This is a genomic window from Dysgonomonas termitidis (assembly GCF_042654545.1).
Classification (GTDB): domain Bacteria; phylum Bacteroidota; class Bacteroidia; order Bacteroidales; family Dysgonomonadaceae; genus Dysgonomonas; species Dysgonomonas termitidis.
Genome location: NZ_JBHSGN010000146.1, coordinates 36,140 through 52,397 on the forward strand (window position 1 = coordinate 36,140; position 16,258 = coordinate 52,397).

Sequence of the window (16,258 nt, forward strand, 5' to 3'; positions counted from 1 at the left end):
TATGTTGTTTAAATAATAATCCCAGTGTTTACTAACCATTTTAACACTAAGAAATAATATATGTTCAAGTCGTAACGACTTCCGGACACAAAATTAATAAATAAAAAGCAAAATAGCTTGTTTATGACAAGCTATTAGTTATTTATTAAATCTATATCTCCAAAGACATAATTCAGACTATTTATTTCAAAAATCCATTTCCACGACTATCGGGCAATGATCCGAAAAATCTATATCGCTCAATATTGCCGCTCCATTAAGGCGGGGTCTGGCTTCTTCCGATATGATATGGTAGTCGATACGCCAGCCCAGATTCTTACTTCTGGCTCCGGCCCGGTAGCTCCACCAACTGTATTTATCGGGACTTTCGTCATATACACGGAAAGTATCTATCAATCCTGTGGCAATATATTCGTCAAACCACTGACGCTCTTCAGGCAAGAAGCCTGAGTCTTTGGTATGACGCTCAGGATGGCTGATATCTATTGGCTTGTGACAAATATTATAATCACCGCAGATAAGTATCTGAGGCCTTTCTTTCCGTAGTTCATTTATGAAATGGGTGAAATCGGCCAGAAATTTCATTTTTATATCCTGACGTATATCGCCCATTGTTCCGGAAGGGATATAGACACAGATCACCGTCATATCTCCATAATCGGCACGAAGTACCCTACCCTCTCTATCATATACAGGCATATCCATACCTGATTTCACAAAATCGGGTTTCTTTTTTGTCAGGATGCCGACTCCGCTATATCCTTTTTTCTCTGCAGAATGAAAATAATAATGATATCCCAACGATTGAATGGTCAGCACATCTATCTGTTCTTCCATCGCCTTTATCTCCTGCAGACAAAGAATATCCGGCGATTCTTTTTCCATCCATTCGTATAACCCTTTATTTACGGCAGCACGTATACCGTTAACGTTGTATGATATTATTTTCATAGTTTATAATCCAGCGAATTAGCATATCTATCAATTAGTAAATAACATCATTTTCAAATTTACTAATTTCCGAATCTGCTAATTATTATGTTAGTTTTATTCCTTCGTTTTCTGCAGCTTTCACTTTTTTGAATAAGTCGGAGGCAAAGACGAAATCATTGAAATCTTCGTTTGTCGAAGACATCACGTCGGCGCTCGTACCCTGCCATTCCAGATTTCCTTCTTTGATATAATTGATACGCTCACCGATCCCCATCACCGAATTCATATCATGGGTATTGATAATCGTTGTCATATTATACTCTTTCGTGATATCGTGTATCAGGTCGTCTATAACCAATGAAGTCTGAGGGTCAAGTCCTGAATTAGGTTCATCACAGAACAGATACTTCGGGTTGAGTGCAATAGCCCGGGCAATAGCCGAACGCTTCATCATGCCTCCACTTATTTCGGAGGGATATAAATGGCCTGAATCGGCAAGATTTACCCTTTCGAGGCAGAATTGTGTACGCTTTGCCTGTTCGGCTCTCGACATGTCGGAAAACATCATCAGCGGAAAGTTGACATTTTCAGATACTGTCATGGAATCAAATAATGCAGATCCCTGAAATATCATGCCCATCTCCTGACGCAATGCTTTTACCTCAGCCGTTTTCATTTTTGTAAGGTCTCGTCCATCGTACAGAATCTGCCCGCTGGTAGGTCGCATCAAACCTACTAAGTTCTTGAGAAGTACAGTTTTTCCCGAACCGCTCCGGCCTATTATAAGATTGGTTTTTCCTGCTTCGAATACGATATTTATATCTTTCAGCACTTCCCTGCCGTCGAACGACTTATCTAAATTTTTTACTTCTATCATGACATCATCAATTGAGTGATTAACAAGTCTGACACGAGCACAAGGATACTACTCATCACAACAGAATCCGTACTGGCTTTACCCACATCCAGCGAACCCCCTCTGGCCGAATAACCGTAAAAAGAAGCTACGGAGGCTATGATGAAAGCAAACACTATCGTTTTTATAATTGCATACCAGACATAAAACTCTTTAAAGAATGATTGCAGACCATATTGAAATGTATCGGCAGGCATTATCTGCCCTATTATACAAACAGAAAAACCACCAATAACACCAAACACCATACTCAACACCACCAGCACCGGAATGAAAGCCATCAAAGCTGTAATTTTAGGCAGGATTATATAATTTGCCGAATTCACACCCATGATTTCGAGGGCGTCTATCTGTTCGGTCACCTGCATAGTTCCTATTTCCGAGGCTATATTAGATCCTACTTTCCCGGCTAATATAAGACACATGATAGTGGACGAGAATTCCAGGATCAGGATTTCACGGGATACATATCCCACTGTATATCGCGGCATAAAAGGAGAATCTATATTCAACTTAATCTGTACTACGATTACGGCTCCGATAAAGAATGAGATAATGATAACTATCCAGATGGAATTTACTCCAAGCTTGCTCATTTCGGTAAAGAACTGACGAAAAAATACATTCCATTTCTGAGGCCTGGTAAAAACCTTTTGCATGAGAAGCGTATATCGTCCCAATTTTTCTAAAAGAGATGTCAACATATATTGATTATTTCTTTGTGCAATAATACAAAACTCCGACAAAGATACATCTTTTTAATAAATGTAAGTTTGTATCATTCTAAAATTTCCCTAAGCACAGCAAACATAGGCTGTTGAATGAATCCGCTTTATTTGTTATAACATTAACAAAAATCTACCGGTACTTGTTGTCCGTACAACAATCATTTTAGCTAAATTTAGCAGGCATATGATATGGATCAATATTTTTTTTCGCAGCTACACCTTTATTGGTTTTGATAATGATAATCGTATTCCTGAATGGTTTTTCCATCTACATCTTTGGTTCGTTTCAGGCGGCCGAAGGTATCGTACTCATAATAAACAGTAGTACCGGATGGGGCTGTTACCGTCAATAGGCCGACAAGAGGCTGGTAAGTGTAGGTGGTAACATGAGCATTGGGTAATGCCCGCTGTAGGCTGCCATCCTTCAACTTTCCTTCGTTTGGCGTGGTTAATGCGGATAATGCATCGACACTGTTTACTCCAAAAATAGAATTCAGAACCGCAGTAACTTCGGTTAGTGTAGTGTTCTTAATTTCTGCTATAGGATATTGGCCCGAGTATGACCAAAGATAGACGACTGGAAATGTAGCCTGTGGCATTATATTTTTTATATTGCCATAGCTATCATAAGCCAGAGCAAATTTTTGCTTATAGTGATTATCTTTACTTATGATGGTATTAGGAGTATCCGGGGTATATTTACCGTTAGTTCCTTTATTTGATAACTTAAAATCGGTAACAGCAATATTATCTTCCAAATGATCGACTGCAGATATCCGGCCTGACATATCGTAATTTAAAAATTCTCCTGAAATGATGTTTCCATTACGGTACGATATCTTTTCAATTGGAAAAGATATCATGTTCTTACCAAGTAAATCAGCAATAAAATTTCCGGATAAGTAGTCTTCCGGATAAGTAGTCTGCTCAGTCAACACCGTTCCATCACTTAGCTTTTTAACTTTTCTGCCAGTCGTATATTTATTAGGATTATCGTAGTAGTATTCTGTTTCTTCGATCAGTATATTTTCTTTTTCTTTAATATACTCCACTTCTTTAATAAGTTGCATCACTCCTGTTTTCAGGCCATCATATTTATGGTAAATGGTTGCAAGATCGGTCAGAACATCCAAATAATGTCTGGTTAATCCGACTATTACCTCAGGAACTTCATGCATCCATACTTTCTCCCTGAATATCTGAACAGGCTGATAATATGCGCCATACACATACTTCTTTCTTCTTTGCCATTCATATTTATTTAAACTACTGTTATATTTATAAATAATAACTGAATCCAGCATTCCCATATCCCATTCTTCTTGTTCGAACGGATAAGGATCAGTTGGTGAAGCATAAGCAGGTATATAATTCTTTAAATCGTATTTATATACTGTTTTACCAGTTTCTTTCCCCATATCAGATTCATATTCAGAAACCTCATTATAATTAACAGGCGAACCATTACCAAAAGTCATAGCTCTGGTACTTGTTCCTAAAAAAACACGCTTACGTTCTGTTTGAAAGAGGGATGATGGATTATTATCTGACAAATAGTATTTTATAAGCTGTTCTGTATAATCGGTTTTAGGATAATAAGAAAATGATGGTTCATCTCTTATTATACCTGTTCCATCTTCATCTGGCCCATATTTATATATTTTTTCTTTAATCGGATTGGTATTTATTCCGTCATAAAATTTTATCCGTTGTATTCTATAACCTCCCGCACCTTTGATCTGGCTATCAAACTTACTCCGGAATAAATTCTGGCCTACAATAAACTCGGTGCTGCCTCCTGTCGGGTACTTAATTTTCAGCAATGTAAAGTCCGGCCTGACATAAAAGATATCACTAGATGTTTTTCCTAAAAGATGATACCAGACATAAGGGTCGCTAACCGGTTCACACCCCCAAAAGGATTTTACCCCCCAAGGATTCTGCCCCCATTGTACATCTATATCTTGTTCTAAGTTGGCTATAGAGCCCGCACCTCCATATCCACTCCCCGGGTAGTATCCGTTATATCCCCAGAAATCAGCTTCCACATATCCTTTCCTTTGATAACCATAATGAAAAGAGTAAGTTTCACCATTAATTTTCAGCGTCTTTAATATCCTATTATAAAATTGGTCACTATATACCTGATTATTTCCCCCTCCTTCTTGTTCTAATATAATTGCTTTTGTTACTTTTCCTTGATTATCTACAATTTTTATAGAAGTCATTATTGAGTTATCCTCATATGTAAACAACACTTTTCCTCCTCTGAACCTGATCTCATCAAGGTAATCCGAACTCATATACCAATAAGTAGCGGACGGGGAGCCTCCCACCGGATAGTCGGAAAAAGAATCTTCAAAAGCACCACCGGCATTCATAGTTTTCAGATCGTTCCCAAAACCGGCATAACGCTTCATCTTAGGCCCGATTATTTTCCAGAAAGGAGTTTCTTTTACCAACAAATAATTTCCACCATTACATTGACTATACCGGTCATCATAAGGCCCGGCATAATTTCGTTGATCATCATATAATTCCAGACGAGAAGCAAACTCTACAATACTTCCCCCGTTAGGCTTATAAACCGTATTGTATATAAATTCGATCTCGTCTCCATTAGGGCTAACTATTTTTTTACATTTCCATGCTATAACACTTTCATCATAATAATTTGTAGGTGTTCTGTAGTCTCGTCCCCCGCCTTCAAATAAATATTTAGTTCCATCGGTATCTATGATTGTAAATACCCAAGGTTTTACTAATATTATTTTCACACCATCTAAAGGAACCGAAATACATTTAATTTCATTTGGCTTATCTTTTACTCTTTGCAGATAAAAGGTTCCGCTCTTGCCGAGTATATTGTAATAATACTTATCCGATTCGCCGTCAATACCACCCATTCCTCCTTCCACAAATAACTTTGATTTATAAAAATTGTCTCTTATGACATCCTTGTTGCTCCCCTGATCGTTATAATCGAAAGGGCCGGGATATGCAGGGACGTTGCAATATCCTCCTGCTTTAAAATCGTCTTTCCCGTTTATACTCCTGCTGATTTGTATATTTGTATTCAAAGTCCATCCTGCTCCTGTAGATTCAGGGATTTGATTCGAGCGCATAAAATTGTCTATATGAAAACTCAATTCGATAGGAATTATCTTATCCCCGGCCTTTAATGTGTGTAGTGGAATTTTAATATCAGGAATTCCGGTTTTATAACTTACGGGGTAATCAGTATACCGCATTAATGATGTGGCTGTGGGCATTTGTATATCAACTTTATCGTATTGGGGAAATACAGATAATGAACAGAAGAACAGTATAATTACATGTATTATATATTTTCTCATAGCACTATTATATTTAGCTGCAGTTTAATTAACACATCGCCTGGGTATATATGATTGAGAGAACTGTCCAATTGACTAAAACCGGATAACACCATCCACAGGGACAGCAAGAAGATAATCTGGGCAGGCTTCACAGTTAAAACATTTACTATTAGTCTTTTAATTGCAATTTCAGGCACTTTATATAAAGAGATACGCTTCTTTCTTTTCCTATGGATAAATGCCATCTTGAGACCTTACAAACTAAAATATAAAAATAACATAATTTAATTAATATTGAATATTCAAGCAGTTTTTTTAATGCAAAAATCACTGAAGTATTTCACGCTTTCAATTTAAAATTCAGTTATACCTTAAAACATAAACAAACTGATATCTTGCATAGAAAAATATAAAGAAGAGGAGAAACTCAATTTTAGAAAAGTATCTTTCGGTTGACATCCTGGTTGACATTTGGATTGACCTAAACAATCAGAACCATTCAAAACCTTCCGCTCACCTCAATAAAAAAAAGGTAAATTATTAATTTCCAACAACATTCGCTTTTAATAAGAAATTAGAGCAAGGGACTACCCCGAAGTTATAAATAGATATGTAAATTTAAATGACCGGATAATTGAGTTATAGCAAGAATTTAAGGCTCATGAGGATTTTCTGTCATGTCTCCCGTATCCTTAGGTGGCTTAGGGCTGCCTCCAGAACCTCCAGAACCTCCTATATTAAGATGGAAACCATCATACAAACCATTTATGGCTCCATCATAATACCTTATCATATTGAAATCTCCACTATTCTTTATTTTTGCTTGATAAAACGCATTACCCATAGCGTCATAGTAATCTTTCAGCGGCATGATTCTCTTTATAGTTGTAAACTGCATTTTACCTTTAGCATCTGTGCCCACATAGGCAATAATAGTTTCTTTTTGCCCTGAAGTTGCATAATATTTGCCTAATTTGAATCCATAGTCATATCCTTCTTGCCAATAATCTGCATGTGGTATCGGTTCTTCCGGGAAAGTAGGATCACCCCTATCAATACCTTGAGAAAAAATGCTATCAACAAACATATAATTAAATGTCAAAAAGAACAAGAAAGAATATAGAAGTAATTGGTGTTTTGTTCTCATATTTTTTTATTAAATTTTGGTTTAAGAAATATAATTTATCCGGTCATTTATCTTCTAATTAAGTAGAGTTTAATATATGGGCAATTAGTGATCAAAATTGGTAATACAATATACAATATATTTCAAAACAATAGCTTTTTTTACGAGACAAAATACAGCGAAATATTTGAGGTAAATAAAATAAACTGTTAATAACTCTCATTTCTCCGTTTCAACGCATTATTTTCATAGATGATATTACCTATATAATCAGTGGTCCTGGCTTGAGTCAGCGATGTCATGTTGATACCCGAACCGATAACAGGAGCTGTAGAAAAATTAGGGTTCCATTTCTGTACCACTTCAGTTCCCTGCCTGACGCACTATAGGTATATTCGTTCCTTGCCTCTGCAACGGGACTTTTTATATCCATCATCCGGGGTAAATTTAAGGAAAAAGTTACAAAAGTTACACTTTTTCTATTTCATTCTTCCCATAGCTAATTTTACATTCATTAACCATATATAGTTAAAAGGTAACAGAAGTAACAGATTTTGCAATAACTTTTATCCTGTATTTTTTTTGCTCCGTTGAACAAAATGTATATACTATAGATAAATTATCCTGCCGATGATAATACCGGCAGGATTATAATTATGCTGTGCAACACTCAGACGGGACGTCGCGCGAGCGGGAGATATAAACTTTAAGGATTGTGTTTTAGCAATAATTCCAAGTTGCCTTCAATAGAACTTAGTATTTTCCTGTTATATATCCCTATTCTAAAATTTGTTATATTCCCATTTTTAGTGGAATATATGCCTATAAAATTGTTACTTAAGCTTTTATATAAATAGTGATCCTCGATTATTTTATAAGGGGTTCCTAATACTTTTATCAAATCATCAGTAGATGATCCGACTTTAAGTTGATTGTTATACACTGAAATTGTAGGAAAGATATTTGATATAAACTCTACAAATAAACTTCCTTTGTTACAATTCTTTGTTTCATAAACGATTAAAGAGCCAATTATATCACCGGCCGGCTCATCATAAAGCATTGAGTCTGCAATAAGTATGTAACGGACAAACTGTCCTTCAATTGAAGGTTGCATATAAATGAAGCTTAAACTATCAGGTAAAATGCTACGAATAGAATTATCTCTGTACACATTGATTAGGCTATCGCAATTCAAACTAAAAGCATCTCTATTCTGAATAGAGCAGATGTTGACTTTAACATTATCAAAAGAAAAATTAAAATTAAAGCCTAACAATACTAATATGATACAAATGATTTTCATTGAATTATTAATTTTATATTGGAATTAACACTCATTGCATTCTGTATAAAAGACATGACTTCATTCCAAGTTTGTTGGGCAGAAATAGGCTCAATATTAGAAGAGGTTGCTCTTTTGGCTTTATCTAGCCATTCTATAACATCAGTTCTACCTCCTATTTTTTTAGGATTGTCGTACATAGAAAATTCATAGAAGCTATTCTTTTTCGGAAAACCAGTACTGTATACCATCTCGTTGGCATTTTCCGTTATCGGAGTTACCTTATCATTTGCCGCGATAACCCTTGCCCCTGTTATTTGAGCTAAGGTTGAAGCGAATTCTCTGGTTCCGGCATTGCAAGCTCCAAGATATATAATAGCGTTTTCATGAAATACGACTTCCCCCTTTTCAATAGCTGTTTTTAACTCACTTAAAGCGGATGTATATATGTTATTATTTTTAAAATCTTCACCAAATACCCCATTAGCAGAGCCATAAGACCATAGGGATATAAAGCCAATACCTTCAGGGTCTGAACTAGTTGCTGTTTTTAAGATAGACACTAAATCTCCGACACCTTTGTTAACTTCGTGATGTTCAACTCCTTTTTGATTGGAAGATAGCATTTGTCCTCTATATTTCGACTCATAGCCCATTGTTATAGCTAATAATTTAATCATGCCTGTTGGGTCTATAAATTTCAAAGGATTATTTGCCACATAGACATATGGTGACCAGCTATAATATAATTCCGCTTTAGGGTCAATACTCGTAAACCTCGGAACATCTAAGGCCAAATGTCTAGCCGAATAATCATACATATTTAATCCGTGCATCTGATCTAATTCCTTACCATTATACTTATACGGCTGTTTTCCCTGCTCTGCCAGTGGTGTGTCGGCAAAGGACATACCAAACGGATAGTAGTGGTTTCTTTGTATAACAGTACCGCTGGCATTGGCTACCACTCTGTTGTTACCCAAGTGATCGGTCAGGTAGTAGCAATATGCTCCACCCTCGATGTATCCGCCGTCTACCAGAATCCTTGTCCTGTTGGTAATCGCCGATCCGTTTTTTGCCGTTTCATAAATAATATTGCCTGTATAATCCCTATTCATATAATCAGCCAGCCCGTCATTTGCGGGATTGGTTGCATTAGATGGTGTTACCGTATAATTAGGGTCGTATCGCTGTTCCGTCCTCAGCTTCACGCCTGATGCCGAGTAGGTATAATAATTTTTAGCTTTGGCTGTCGGGCTGTTTATTATCATTACCTGCGGTAAATTTAAGGAAAAAAGTTACAAAAGTTACACTATTTTATCTCTTTCTTCCCCATGACTAATTTCATATTAATTAACCATATATAGTTAAAAGGTAACAAACGTAACATATTTTGCAATAATTTTCATGCTGTATCTTTTTTGCTCCGCTGAATAAAATGTATATACTATAGATAAATTATCCTGCCGATAATGATATCGGCAGGATTTTTGTGATAAGAATTACATATCCCGAAAGACAGGGGTATTTTATTATTTTATTCGTGTTTTAAATGTCATAGAGGAACCGTTTCTTTTTTTATTGTTATAAAATCTTCGTTCTTCTTCTTAATTATAGAATCTCCTATTGAAGCGTATAACCAACTCTTTGGATAAAAATCTGCAATAAAAGTCCCATCGTACCAACTATTTGACTTTATGGTAAAGGTGTAGACTTCATGGTTTTTTCTATCTTGATAGATACTGATGATAACACCTTCTACTTCCATATTTAGAATTACTTCCTTATTTTTATGACATCCAAAACAGATACATCCACATAAAAACATCAATAAATATACTGATATATGTTTCATAGCTCATTATTTTTTATATAAATAAGTAGTCCCAAATGTTTGAGAAAGTCCAAAATGGCCTCCAACAATGCTCTTAGAACCAAAAGTTACCCCTCCAGAATATACATTCCAAGCATTTCCATTAGTTACACTAGTAACAATGTTTCTTGAATTATAGGTTTCAACCCGATCCTCGCTATATCCCATATTTACGAATGAAGCTCCTCCAGAAATATCTCTATTTGTTCCTTCTAAGCTTGTTGCTGTAGGTTTTCCCGCTCCTTTATAGACACCTTGTTTAATATTAACAGAACCCGAAATATCAAGACCTCCTCCAAAACCTATTGAAGGTTGAATAAAAATGCCATCTTTTCCTATTATTCCGATTGTAATATCCCCATAAAACCCTACACCACAAACAGCAGAACCTGATAAAGAAATAGCCCAATAATCAAAAGGAGACTTAATAGGTGCAACCCCATCAATAAAAACGTCAGGCAAAGGATTGTCTACAACAATCATTCCCTCTCCTCCAGACAGATTTGCTTGAATTTGATAGTCCTGATTATCCATACTATTATACGCTACATGGGTCGTATCCATTCCGGACGGGTCAATTACTTTCATCGGATTATTCCCTATCCACGAATACGGAGACATATTATAATATTTCTCCGCATGCGGGTCTGACATAGGCGTATGTGGTATCACAGGGTCATACAAACGGGCAAAATTATCATACATATTCAGTCCGTTCCTGCCATCCAACTCCTTATTATTATACTTGTACGGCTGAACATCCGGCCCCGTTGCATCCGCAAACGGCATCCCGAAAGGATAATACTGTGTACTCTGAACCACCGATGCCGCCGCATTGGCTACTATCCGGTTGTTACCCAGATGGTCGTTGATGTAAAAGTAATAATTTCCTCCGTCATTATATCCTCCGTCAACTAATATTCTTTTCAGGGTTCCGTTTTCATAGATAACATTCCCGACATAATCCGTTGTCTGGGTCACATTCAGGGCGGTAGGATTTATAGCCGAACCGATAACTGGAGTAGTCGAATTCATGTATGCGGTGGATAGGCTGATTCAGCATGCCAAAACTAGGCAGGCGTATAAAAAATAAACGGCTACTTATTTGAGCAGCCGTTTGTCATCGGTTAGTTTATTGGCTTTCTATTCTTATATCCCTGAATGATTAGATACAATAATAATACAGATATAACTTCTGCGCAGATACTTGGTAAAAAGATTAAACCTTGTATAATATCAATTTCTAAAGGCCAGAATCGCCATATAAGGATTGAAAGTATTATAGATAATAAGAGTTGAACAAAGCTTAATATGACTAAATTAAGCTTATTATTAAATTTTCTATAAATCAAAAAAATAAAAATAATCAATCCTATTAGATATACAATAGAACCTAAATATACTGTTAATAAGAACATTTCTATCAGTGAAATACTTTTATCTTCCATCATTATTCCTTTTTATCTTTATTAGGGTCATATGTGATTTTTTCAAAATTACTTTGCCAATCTTTCACCATACCGTTTGGTCGTGCGATAATAGTTGTTGGAGCTTTCTTTTTTACATCTGGATCTTGCTTTAAGACATCAGCTGCAAATGTTCCACAATTGTTTCCTGTCAATGTATATTCTTTTCTATCAGAATTGCTGTTTTCCGCTTTTTTAGATTCTGCATAATCTTTCATCTCATCAAATTTGTCACTCTCTACATATGCTCCTTCTATTTTCCCTTTTTGTCCCGCTTTATCTGATATTTGCCCTAATACTTTATTTAAGGATTCCTCTGTTGGTTTTCCATCCTTTCCTATTTTTACATTAGAAACAGAATGTGTTTGAACTAAGCCCTTTTCTTCTTTGTCATATCTACCATATTCGTAATATTTAGTATATCCAGTTTTATTGTCAATAAGTAAAACTCCAGCATGACCTAATCCTCCAACTTTACCAACAGGAGTAGAAATCTTATAATCAGGGAAAGCTATAAAAATTCCATCTTTCCCATCTGGGTCAATATACTTCAATGGATTATTATTACAGTACACATATGGACTGATACTATAATACTTCTCCGCATGCGGGTCGACACTTGTAAACCTTCCCAATGCGCTCTCATAATACCTCGCAGAATAATCATACAGGTTCAACTGGTGCATACCGTCCAATTCCTTACCATTATACTTGTACGGCTGGTTTGTCCCGTTATCATACTTATCCGCAAAAGCAGTACCGAACGGGTAATAATGGTTTTTCTGGGTAACTGTCCCACTCTGGTTTACTACCACACGGTTATTTCCCAAATGGTCGGTCACATAGAAATAGTAAACATTATTTTCCCAGTATCCGCCGTCTACCAATATCCTTGTCCTGTTGGTAATCGCCGATCCGTTTTTTGCCGTTTCGTAGATAATATTGCCTGCATAATCCCTATTCATATAATCCGGCAATCCGTCATTAGCCGGGTTTGTGGTATTAACAGGCGACACATTCAGGTTCGGGTCATAACGCTGCTCTGTCCTCAGCTTCACGCCTGATGCCGAGTAGGTGTAATAATTTTTAGCTTTGGCCGTCGGGCTGTTTATTATCATTACCTGCGGTAAATTTAACGAAAAAAGTTACAAAAGTTACACTTTTTCTATTTCTTTCCTCCACAGCTAATTTCATATTAATTAACCATATATAGTTAAAAGGTAACAAACGTAACAGATTCTTCAATAATTTTCATCCTGTATCTTTTCCGTTCCGTTGAACAAAATGTATAATACTATAGATAAATTATCCTGCCGATGATGATACCGACAGGATTATAATTATTGCTACGCAACACTCAGACGGGACGTCTGCGCGAGCGGGGGTATACTTTTAGCATTTCTCAATCTTGCCTTAAATAAAGAGCATTTTTTTTATTTTCCTCTATGTCTATAAATATGATTTTATTTCTCTTTATGGCTAATTCTATATTATCAAAAACTCTATAGCCAAATAGAGAATCATTAATTGTTAGATTGAAGGTAATATCTTTCCCTATTACTTTATCAAAGTACATAGTCTTTGTTGTTAGGATCCTTGTTGGACGGCCAATAAATGGATCTTTCAATATCCATAATTTTATACTATCTATAGGCTCTGTGTAATATATTGTATAGTTTCCCCATTTTTCATCTATTTGTATGCCCTGAGTAAAATAAATTATTCCCTCTTTATTATTTAAAGTATCATTATTCAGAATAGGTATACATTTGTAGCCCTTTTGCTCTTCTTCTGAAAGATTAAATGAAAAAGTTACCCTGTTTTTCTCTATTAATGAATCTGATGGAATAACCAAACATTCTACCGGTATAGTCGTGTTACTAATGTTACTATTCAAAATTATTCTATTGTCCCTTATTCCATATTTGCCCGAAGAATGCTTCCCTATTGAGCCATAATAATTATAACTGAATGTAGAGTCTGCAAAAAAGGTGAAATCATTGGGATTTCCACTATTGTTTCTACCATTGTATCTACCTAATTTAAAGGAAGACACACATGAGTAACATATGATACAAATAAAACACAATAAGTATACAAAACTCTTTTTCATGGCAATCCGCTTTTACGTCTTTGGTCTAACAATCGTTCTACTGCGGCAGATGTATACTGAACTCTTGAATTTTCTAATAACTTATCAGCATACAGATAATTTCTGACTCCTCCCACCTCATTATAAACTCCATAAACCCAACCTTCCGTTATGTTACTCCGGTTAGAAATACCACCCCAATATGAATTAGGCAAAGAAGATTTATCATAAGAAAACTGCCTGCCGTATGCTTTAATCTCTCGGGGAGCAAAATTGCTTCTTGTGATTCCTCCCCCTTTCCAAAGATCATAGCCATGGGCAGACTCATGAACCCCAATAGAAGTACCAGTAACTTGCATTTCTATGACCCCGTCTCTTTTTTCTGTGCTACCTTCATTTCCTGATATTTTTTTAAAAGCAAATGTCTGATCTTTGGTGTCACCCATTGCTGTTAATTCAGTAATACCACTTTCTAAATCTTCTATACTAGCACGAAGCCCTAAACCTTCGGCAAGTAATTGACCAGCCTTTTCTGAATCTCCACTCTTAAGGGCTTTTACATAATTATTTGCAACTGTTTGCCTCTCTTTATTTAAAGAAGATACACGATTACTCATATCAGCAGATAATTTCTCGGCATATTTTCTACTTTTTTCATCTTCCCAATCCATCCCTGTTGGATCAGTAAGTCTCAACGGATTGTTACCAACGTAACAGTATGGACTCCAACTATAATACTTCTCCGCCAATGGATCCACAGTTGTAAACCTTGGAACATCCAAAGCCAAATATCTAGCCGAATAATCATACATATTCAGCCCGTGCATCTGATCCAGCTCCTTATTATTGTACTTGTACGGCTGCTTTCCCTGCTCAGCCAACGGTGTATCGGCAAAGGACATGCCAAATGGATAGTAGTGGTTCCTTTGTATAACAGTACCGCTGGCATTGGCTACCACTCTGTTGTTACCCAAGTGGTCGGTCAGGTAGTAGTAATATACTCCACCCTCGATGTATCCTCCGGAAACCAGTATCCGCGTTTTATTCGTTATTGTAGAACCGCTCTTTACTGTTTCATAGATGATATTGCCTGCATAATCCGTATTCTTATAGTCAGCCAATCCATCATTTGTCGGATTGGTCGCATTGGACGGCGTTACCGTATAATTAGGATCGTATCGCTGCTCTGTCCTCAGCTTCACGCCTGAAGCCGAGTAAGTATAATAATTCTTGGCCTTTACCGAAGAACTATTGATTATCATTTGCCTTGGTAAATTTAACGAATTATATTGGATTTCGGTAATCCCCTTATTCAAATCTTTATTCATCGCCCCATTGGCATTGTAGGTGTATTCGTTGGCTACATTACTGCCATTCTTAAAGTCCATTGATTCAGCAATGCTGATGGCTGCTGCCGCCTCATCTACCCTTGTCATCTGATTACCGACATAAGTCATTGTCAGGTTATCAATCAATCCGTATTTCGCTGCATCGATATTACCATAACGTTGTAGGGTTTTCATATTCCCATGCTTATCATAACTGTAAGCTGTCTGATAGATAGGGTTGGTTGGGGTGTTTGCATTATAAGTCTGCACGGCACCGTTGATCAGATAGCTGGCTTTTGTCAGCCGCGACAGGTTGTCATAAACAAAGGCGTAACCGCGTGGATTGGTCTCGGTATTATGCTTCCAGCTCATTGCCGAGATATTGCCATTATACAGCCTGGCGCTGCCTCCGTAGGATTCATTATAATACAGCGTTTCGGTAAACAGCGGGCTGGAGATTGATTTCGTCCACGAACGCACATTATAAGCGTAAGTAGCCAGCGTACCTGCCACTCCTCCTTTCTTATTAGTCTTCAACCTACCCAAATCATCATAAGAGTTTTCCGCCAGTGTTACCTGCGGTTTTACCGTTGTCCCGTCTGTTAGCTGATGTGTGGTTGTCAGCAGGCGGCCTGCGTGGTCATAGGTATAAGTATACAGCTCGGTCAGCTTTCCTCCTCCGTTGGCATCCTTGGTGTGCACATGCAGTTTCTTGACCGGCTGCCCGGTGAAGTTATAGGCGATGTATTCTTTTTCAATTCCTCCGGCAAGCTGGTTGTTACCCTTTGTTTGGATAAGTCTTCCCCTGCTGTCATAATACATCACCGAATAGAGATAAGAGGAAGGGGTGGAAGATATTGTGCCGTCGTAATTCATCTGTGCAGTAAGTGTGCCTGTCAGTATTCCTTTGTTCTTATACTTGTTGGCATCGGAATAATCCGTCCCATACCATGTACCGTAGCCTGTTTCGGGGTTATACTCCGTTCCGCTTGCCGGTATTTCAGCCATGCCCCGGAAATCGTAGTTGTCATAGAAATTAACGGACAGGATAGACGGGGTATTGGTAAAGGTCTTGTTGACGCCATCGACCTGTATATTATACCTTTTGTAGCTGCCTGTACTTGCATATACGCCTTTGACCACCTTGTTGCTTACCGGGATGGTATCCTTGCA

General features: G+C 37.0%; 13 protein-coding genes. All 13 read right to left on the bottom strand.

The features are described 5' to 3' along the window. Nucleotides 1-186: 186 nt before the first annotated feature. Entirely contained in the window at nucleotides 187-951 is a 765-nt protein-coding gene (locus ACFO6W_RS23225; protein ID WP_380001002.1) for an exodeoxyribonuclease III, read from the bottom strand. A gap of 85 nt (nucleotides 952-1,036) precedes the next feature. Then, nucleotides 1,037-1,810 (bottom strand): ABC transporter ATP-binding protein, encoded by a 774-nt coding sequence (locus ACFO6W_RS23230; RefSeq protein ID WP_380001004.1) that lies wholly within the window; start codon nucleotides 1,808-1,810, stop codon nucleotides 1,037-1,039. After that, nucleotides 1,807-2,550 (bottom strand): MlaE family ABC transporter permease, encoded by a 744-nt coding sequence (locus ACFO6W_RS23235; protein WP_380001027.1) that lies wholly within the window; start codon nucleotides 2,548-2,550, stop codon nucleotides 1,807-1,809. The genes ACFO6W_RS23230 and ACFO6W_RS23235 overlap by 4 nt, the downstream gene beginning before the upstream one ends. A gap of 248 nt (nucleotides 2,551-2,798) precedes the next feature. Further along, nucleotides 2,799-5,933 (bottom strand): hypothetical protein, encoded by a 3,135-nt coding sequence (locus tag ACFO6W_RS23240; protein ID WP_380001006.1) that lies wholly within the window; start codon nucleotides 5,931-5,933, stop codon nucleotides 2,799-2,801. Nucleotides 5,934-6,567: 634 nt separating this feature from the next. Next, nucleotides 6,568-7,062, bottom strand: coding sequence for a hypothetical protein (locus tag ACFO6W_RS23245; RefSeq protein ID WP_380001008.1), 495 nt, complete (start codon nucleotides 7,060-7,062; stop codon nucleotides 6,568-6,570). Between the two features lie 188 nt (nucleotides 7,063-7,250). After that, nucleotides 7,251-7,403, bottom strand: a complete 153-nt coding sequence (locus ACFO6W_RS23250; RefSeq protein WP_380001010.1) for a hypothetical protein — start codon at nucleotides 7,401-7,403, stop codon at nucleotides 7,251-7,253. Nucleotides 7,404-7,747: 344 nt separating this feature from the next. Beyond that, nucleotides 7,748-8,158 (bottom strand): hypothetical protein, encoded by a 411-nt coding sequence (locus ACFO6W_RS23255; RefSeq protein ID WP_380001012.1) that lies wholly within the window; start codon nucleotides 8,156-8,158, stop codon nucleotides 7,748-7,750. 185 nt (nucleotides 8,159-8,343) lie between these two features. Next, entirely contained in the window at nucleotides 8,344-9,597 is a 1,254-nt protein-coding gene (locus ACFO6W_RS23260; protein WP_380001014.1) for an RHS repeat domain-containing protein, read from the bottom strand. Nucleotides 9,598-9,881: 284 nt separating this feature from the next. Then, nucleotides 9,882-10,181 carry a hypothetical protein gene (locus ACFO6W_RS23265; RefSeq protein WP_380001016.1) on the bottom strand — a complete coding sequence of 100 codons (300 nt, stop codon included), beginning with the start codon at nucleotides 10,179-10,181 and terminating at the stop codon, nucleotides 9,882-9,884. A gap of 6 nt (nucleotides 10,182-10,187) precedes the next feature. After that, nucleotides 10,188-11,234: an RHS repeat domain-containing protein gene (locus ACFO6W_RS23270; RefSeq protein WP_380001018.1), complete on the bottom strand. Its 1,047-nt coding sequence runs from the start codon at nucleotides 11,232-11,234 to the stop codon at nucleotides 10,188-10,190. Nucleotides 11,235-11,649: 415 nt separating this feature from the next. Beyond that, the gene (locus tag ACFO6W_RS23275; RefSeq protein WP_380001019.1) at nucleotides 11,650-12,783 is read right to left on the bottom strand and encodes an RHS repeat domain-containing protein; all 1,134 of its coding nucleotides are present in this window, start codon (nucleotides 12,781-12,783) and stop codon (nucleotides 11,650-11,652) included. A 284-nt stretch (nucleotides 12,784-13,067) separates the two neighbouring features. Next, nucleotides 13,068-13,778 (bottom strand): hypothetical protein, encoded by a 711-nt coding sequence (locus ACFO6W_RS23280; RefSeq protein ID WP_380001021.1) that lies wholly within the window; start codon nucleotides 13,776-13,778, stop codon nucleotides 13,068-13,070. Then, nucleotides 13,775-16,258 (bottom strand): RHS repeat domain-containing protein (locus tag ACFO6W_RS23285; protein WP_380001023.1); only part of this gene is annotated, 2,484 nt, incomplete at its 5' end. The genes ACFO6W_RS23280 and ACFO6W_RS23285, both read right to left, overlap by 4 nt.

What these genes read in the sequence shown, in the direction of transcription:
- ACFO6W_RS23225 (WP_380001002.1), bottom strand. Translation starts at nt 951, where the DNA reads ATGAAAATAATATCATACAACGTTAACGGTATACGTGCTGCCGTAAAT.
- ACFO6W_RS23230 (WP_380001004.1), bottom strand. Translation starts at nt 1,810, where the DNA reads ATGATAGAAGTAAAAAATTTAGATAAGTCGTTCGACGGCAGGGAAGTG.
- ACFO6W_RS23240 (WP_380001006.1), bottom strand. Translation starts at nt 5,933, where the DNA reads ATGAGAAAATATATAATACATGTAATTATACTGTTCTTCTGTTCATTA.
- ACFO6W_RS23245 (WP_380001008.1), bottom strand. Translation starts at nt 7,062, where the DNA reads ATGAGAACAAAACACCAATTACTTCTATATTCTTTCTTGTTCTTTTTG.
- ACFO6W_RS23255 (WP_380001012.1), bottom strand. Translation starts at nt 8,158, where the DNA reads ATGCAACCTTCAATTGAAGGACAGTTTGTCCGTTACATACTTATTGCA.
- ACFO6W_RS23260 (WP_380001014.1), bottom strand. Translation starts at nt 9,597, where the DNA reads ATGATAATAAACAGCCCGACAGCCAAAGCTAAAAATTATTATACCTAC.
- ACFO6W_RS23265 (WP_380001016.1), bottom strand. Translation starts at nt 10,181, where the DNA reads ATGAAACATATATCAGTATATTTATTGATGTTTTTATGTGGATGTATC.
- ACFO6W_RS23270 (WP_380001018.1), bottom strand. Translation starts at nt 11,234, where the DNA reads ATGAATTCGACTACTCCAGTTATCGGTTCGGCTATAAATCCTACCGCC.
- ACFO6W_RS23275 (WP_380001019.1), bottom strand. Translation starts at nt 12,783, where the DNA reads ATGATAATAAACAGCCCGACGGCCAAAGCTAAAAATTATTACACCTAC.
- ACFO6W_RS23280 (WP_380001021.1), bottom strand. Translation starts at nt 13,778, where the DNA reads ATGAAAAAGAGTTTTGTATACTTATTGTGTTTTATTTGTATCATATGT.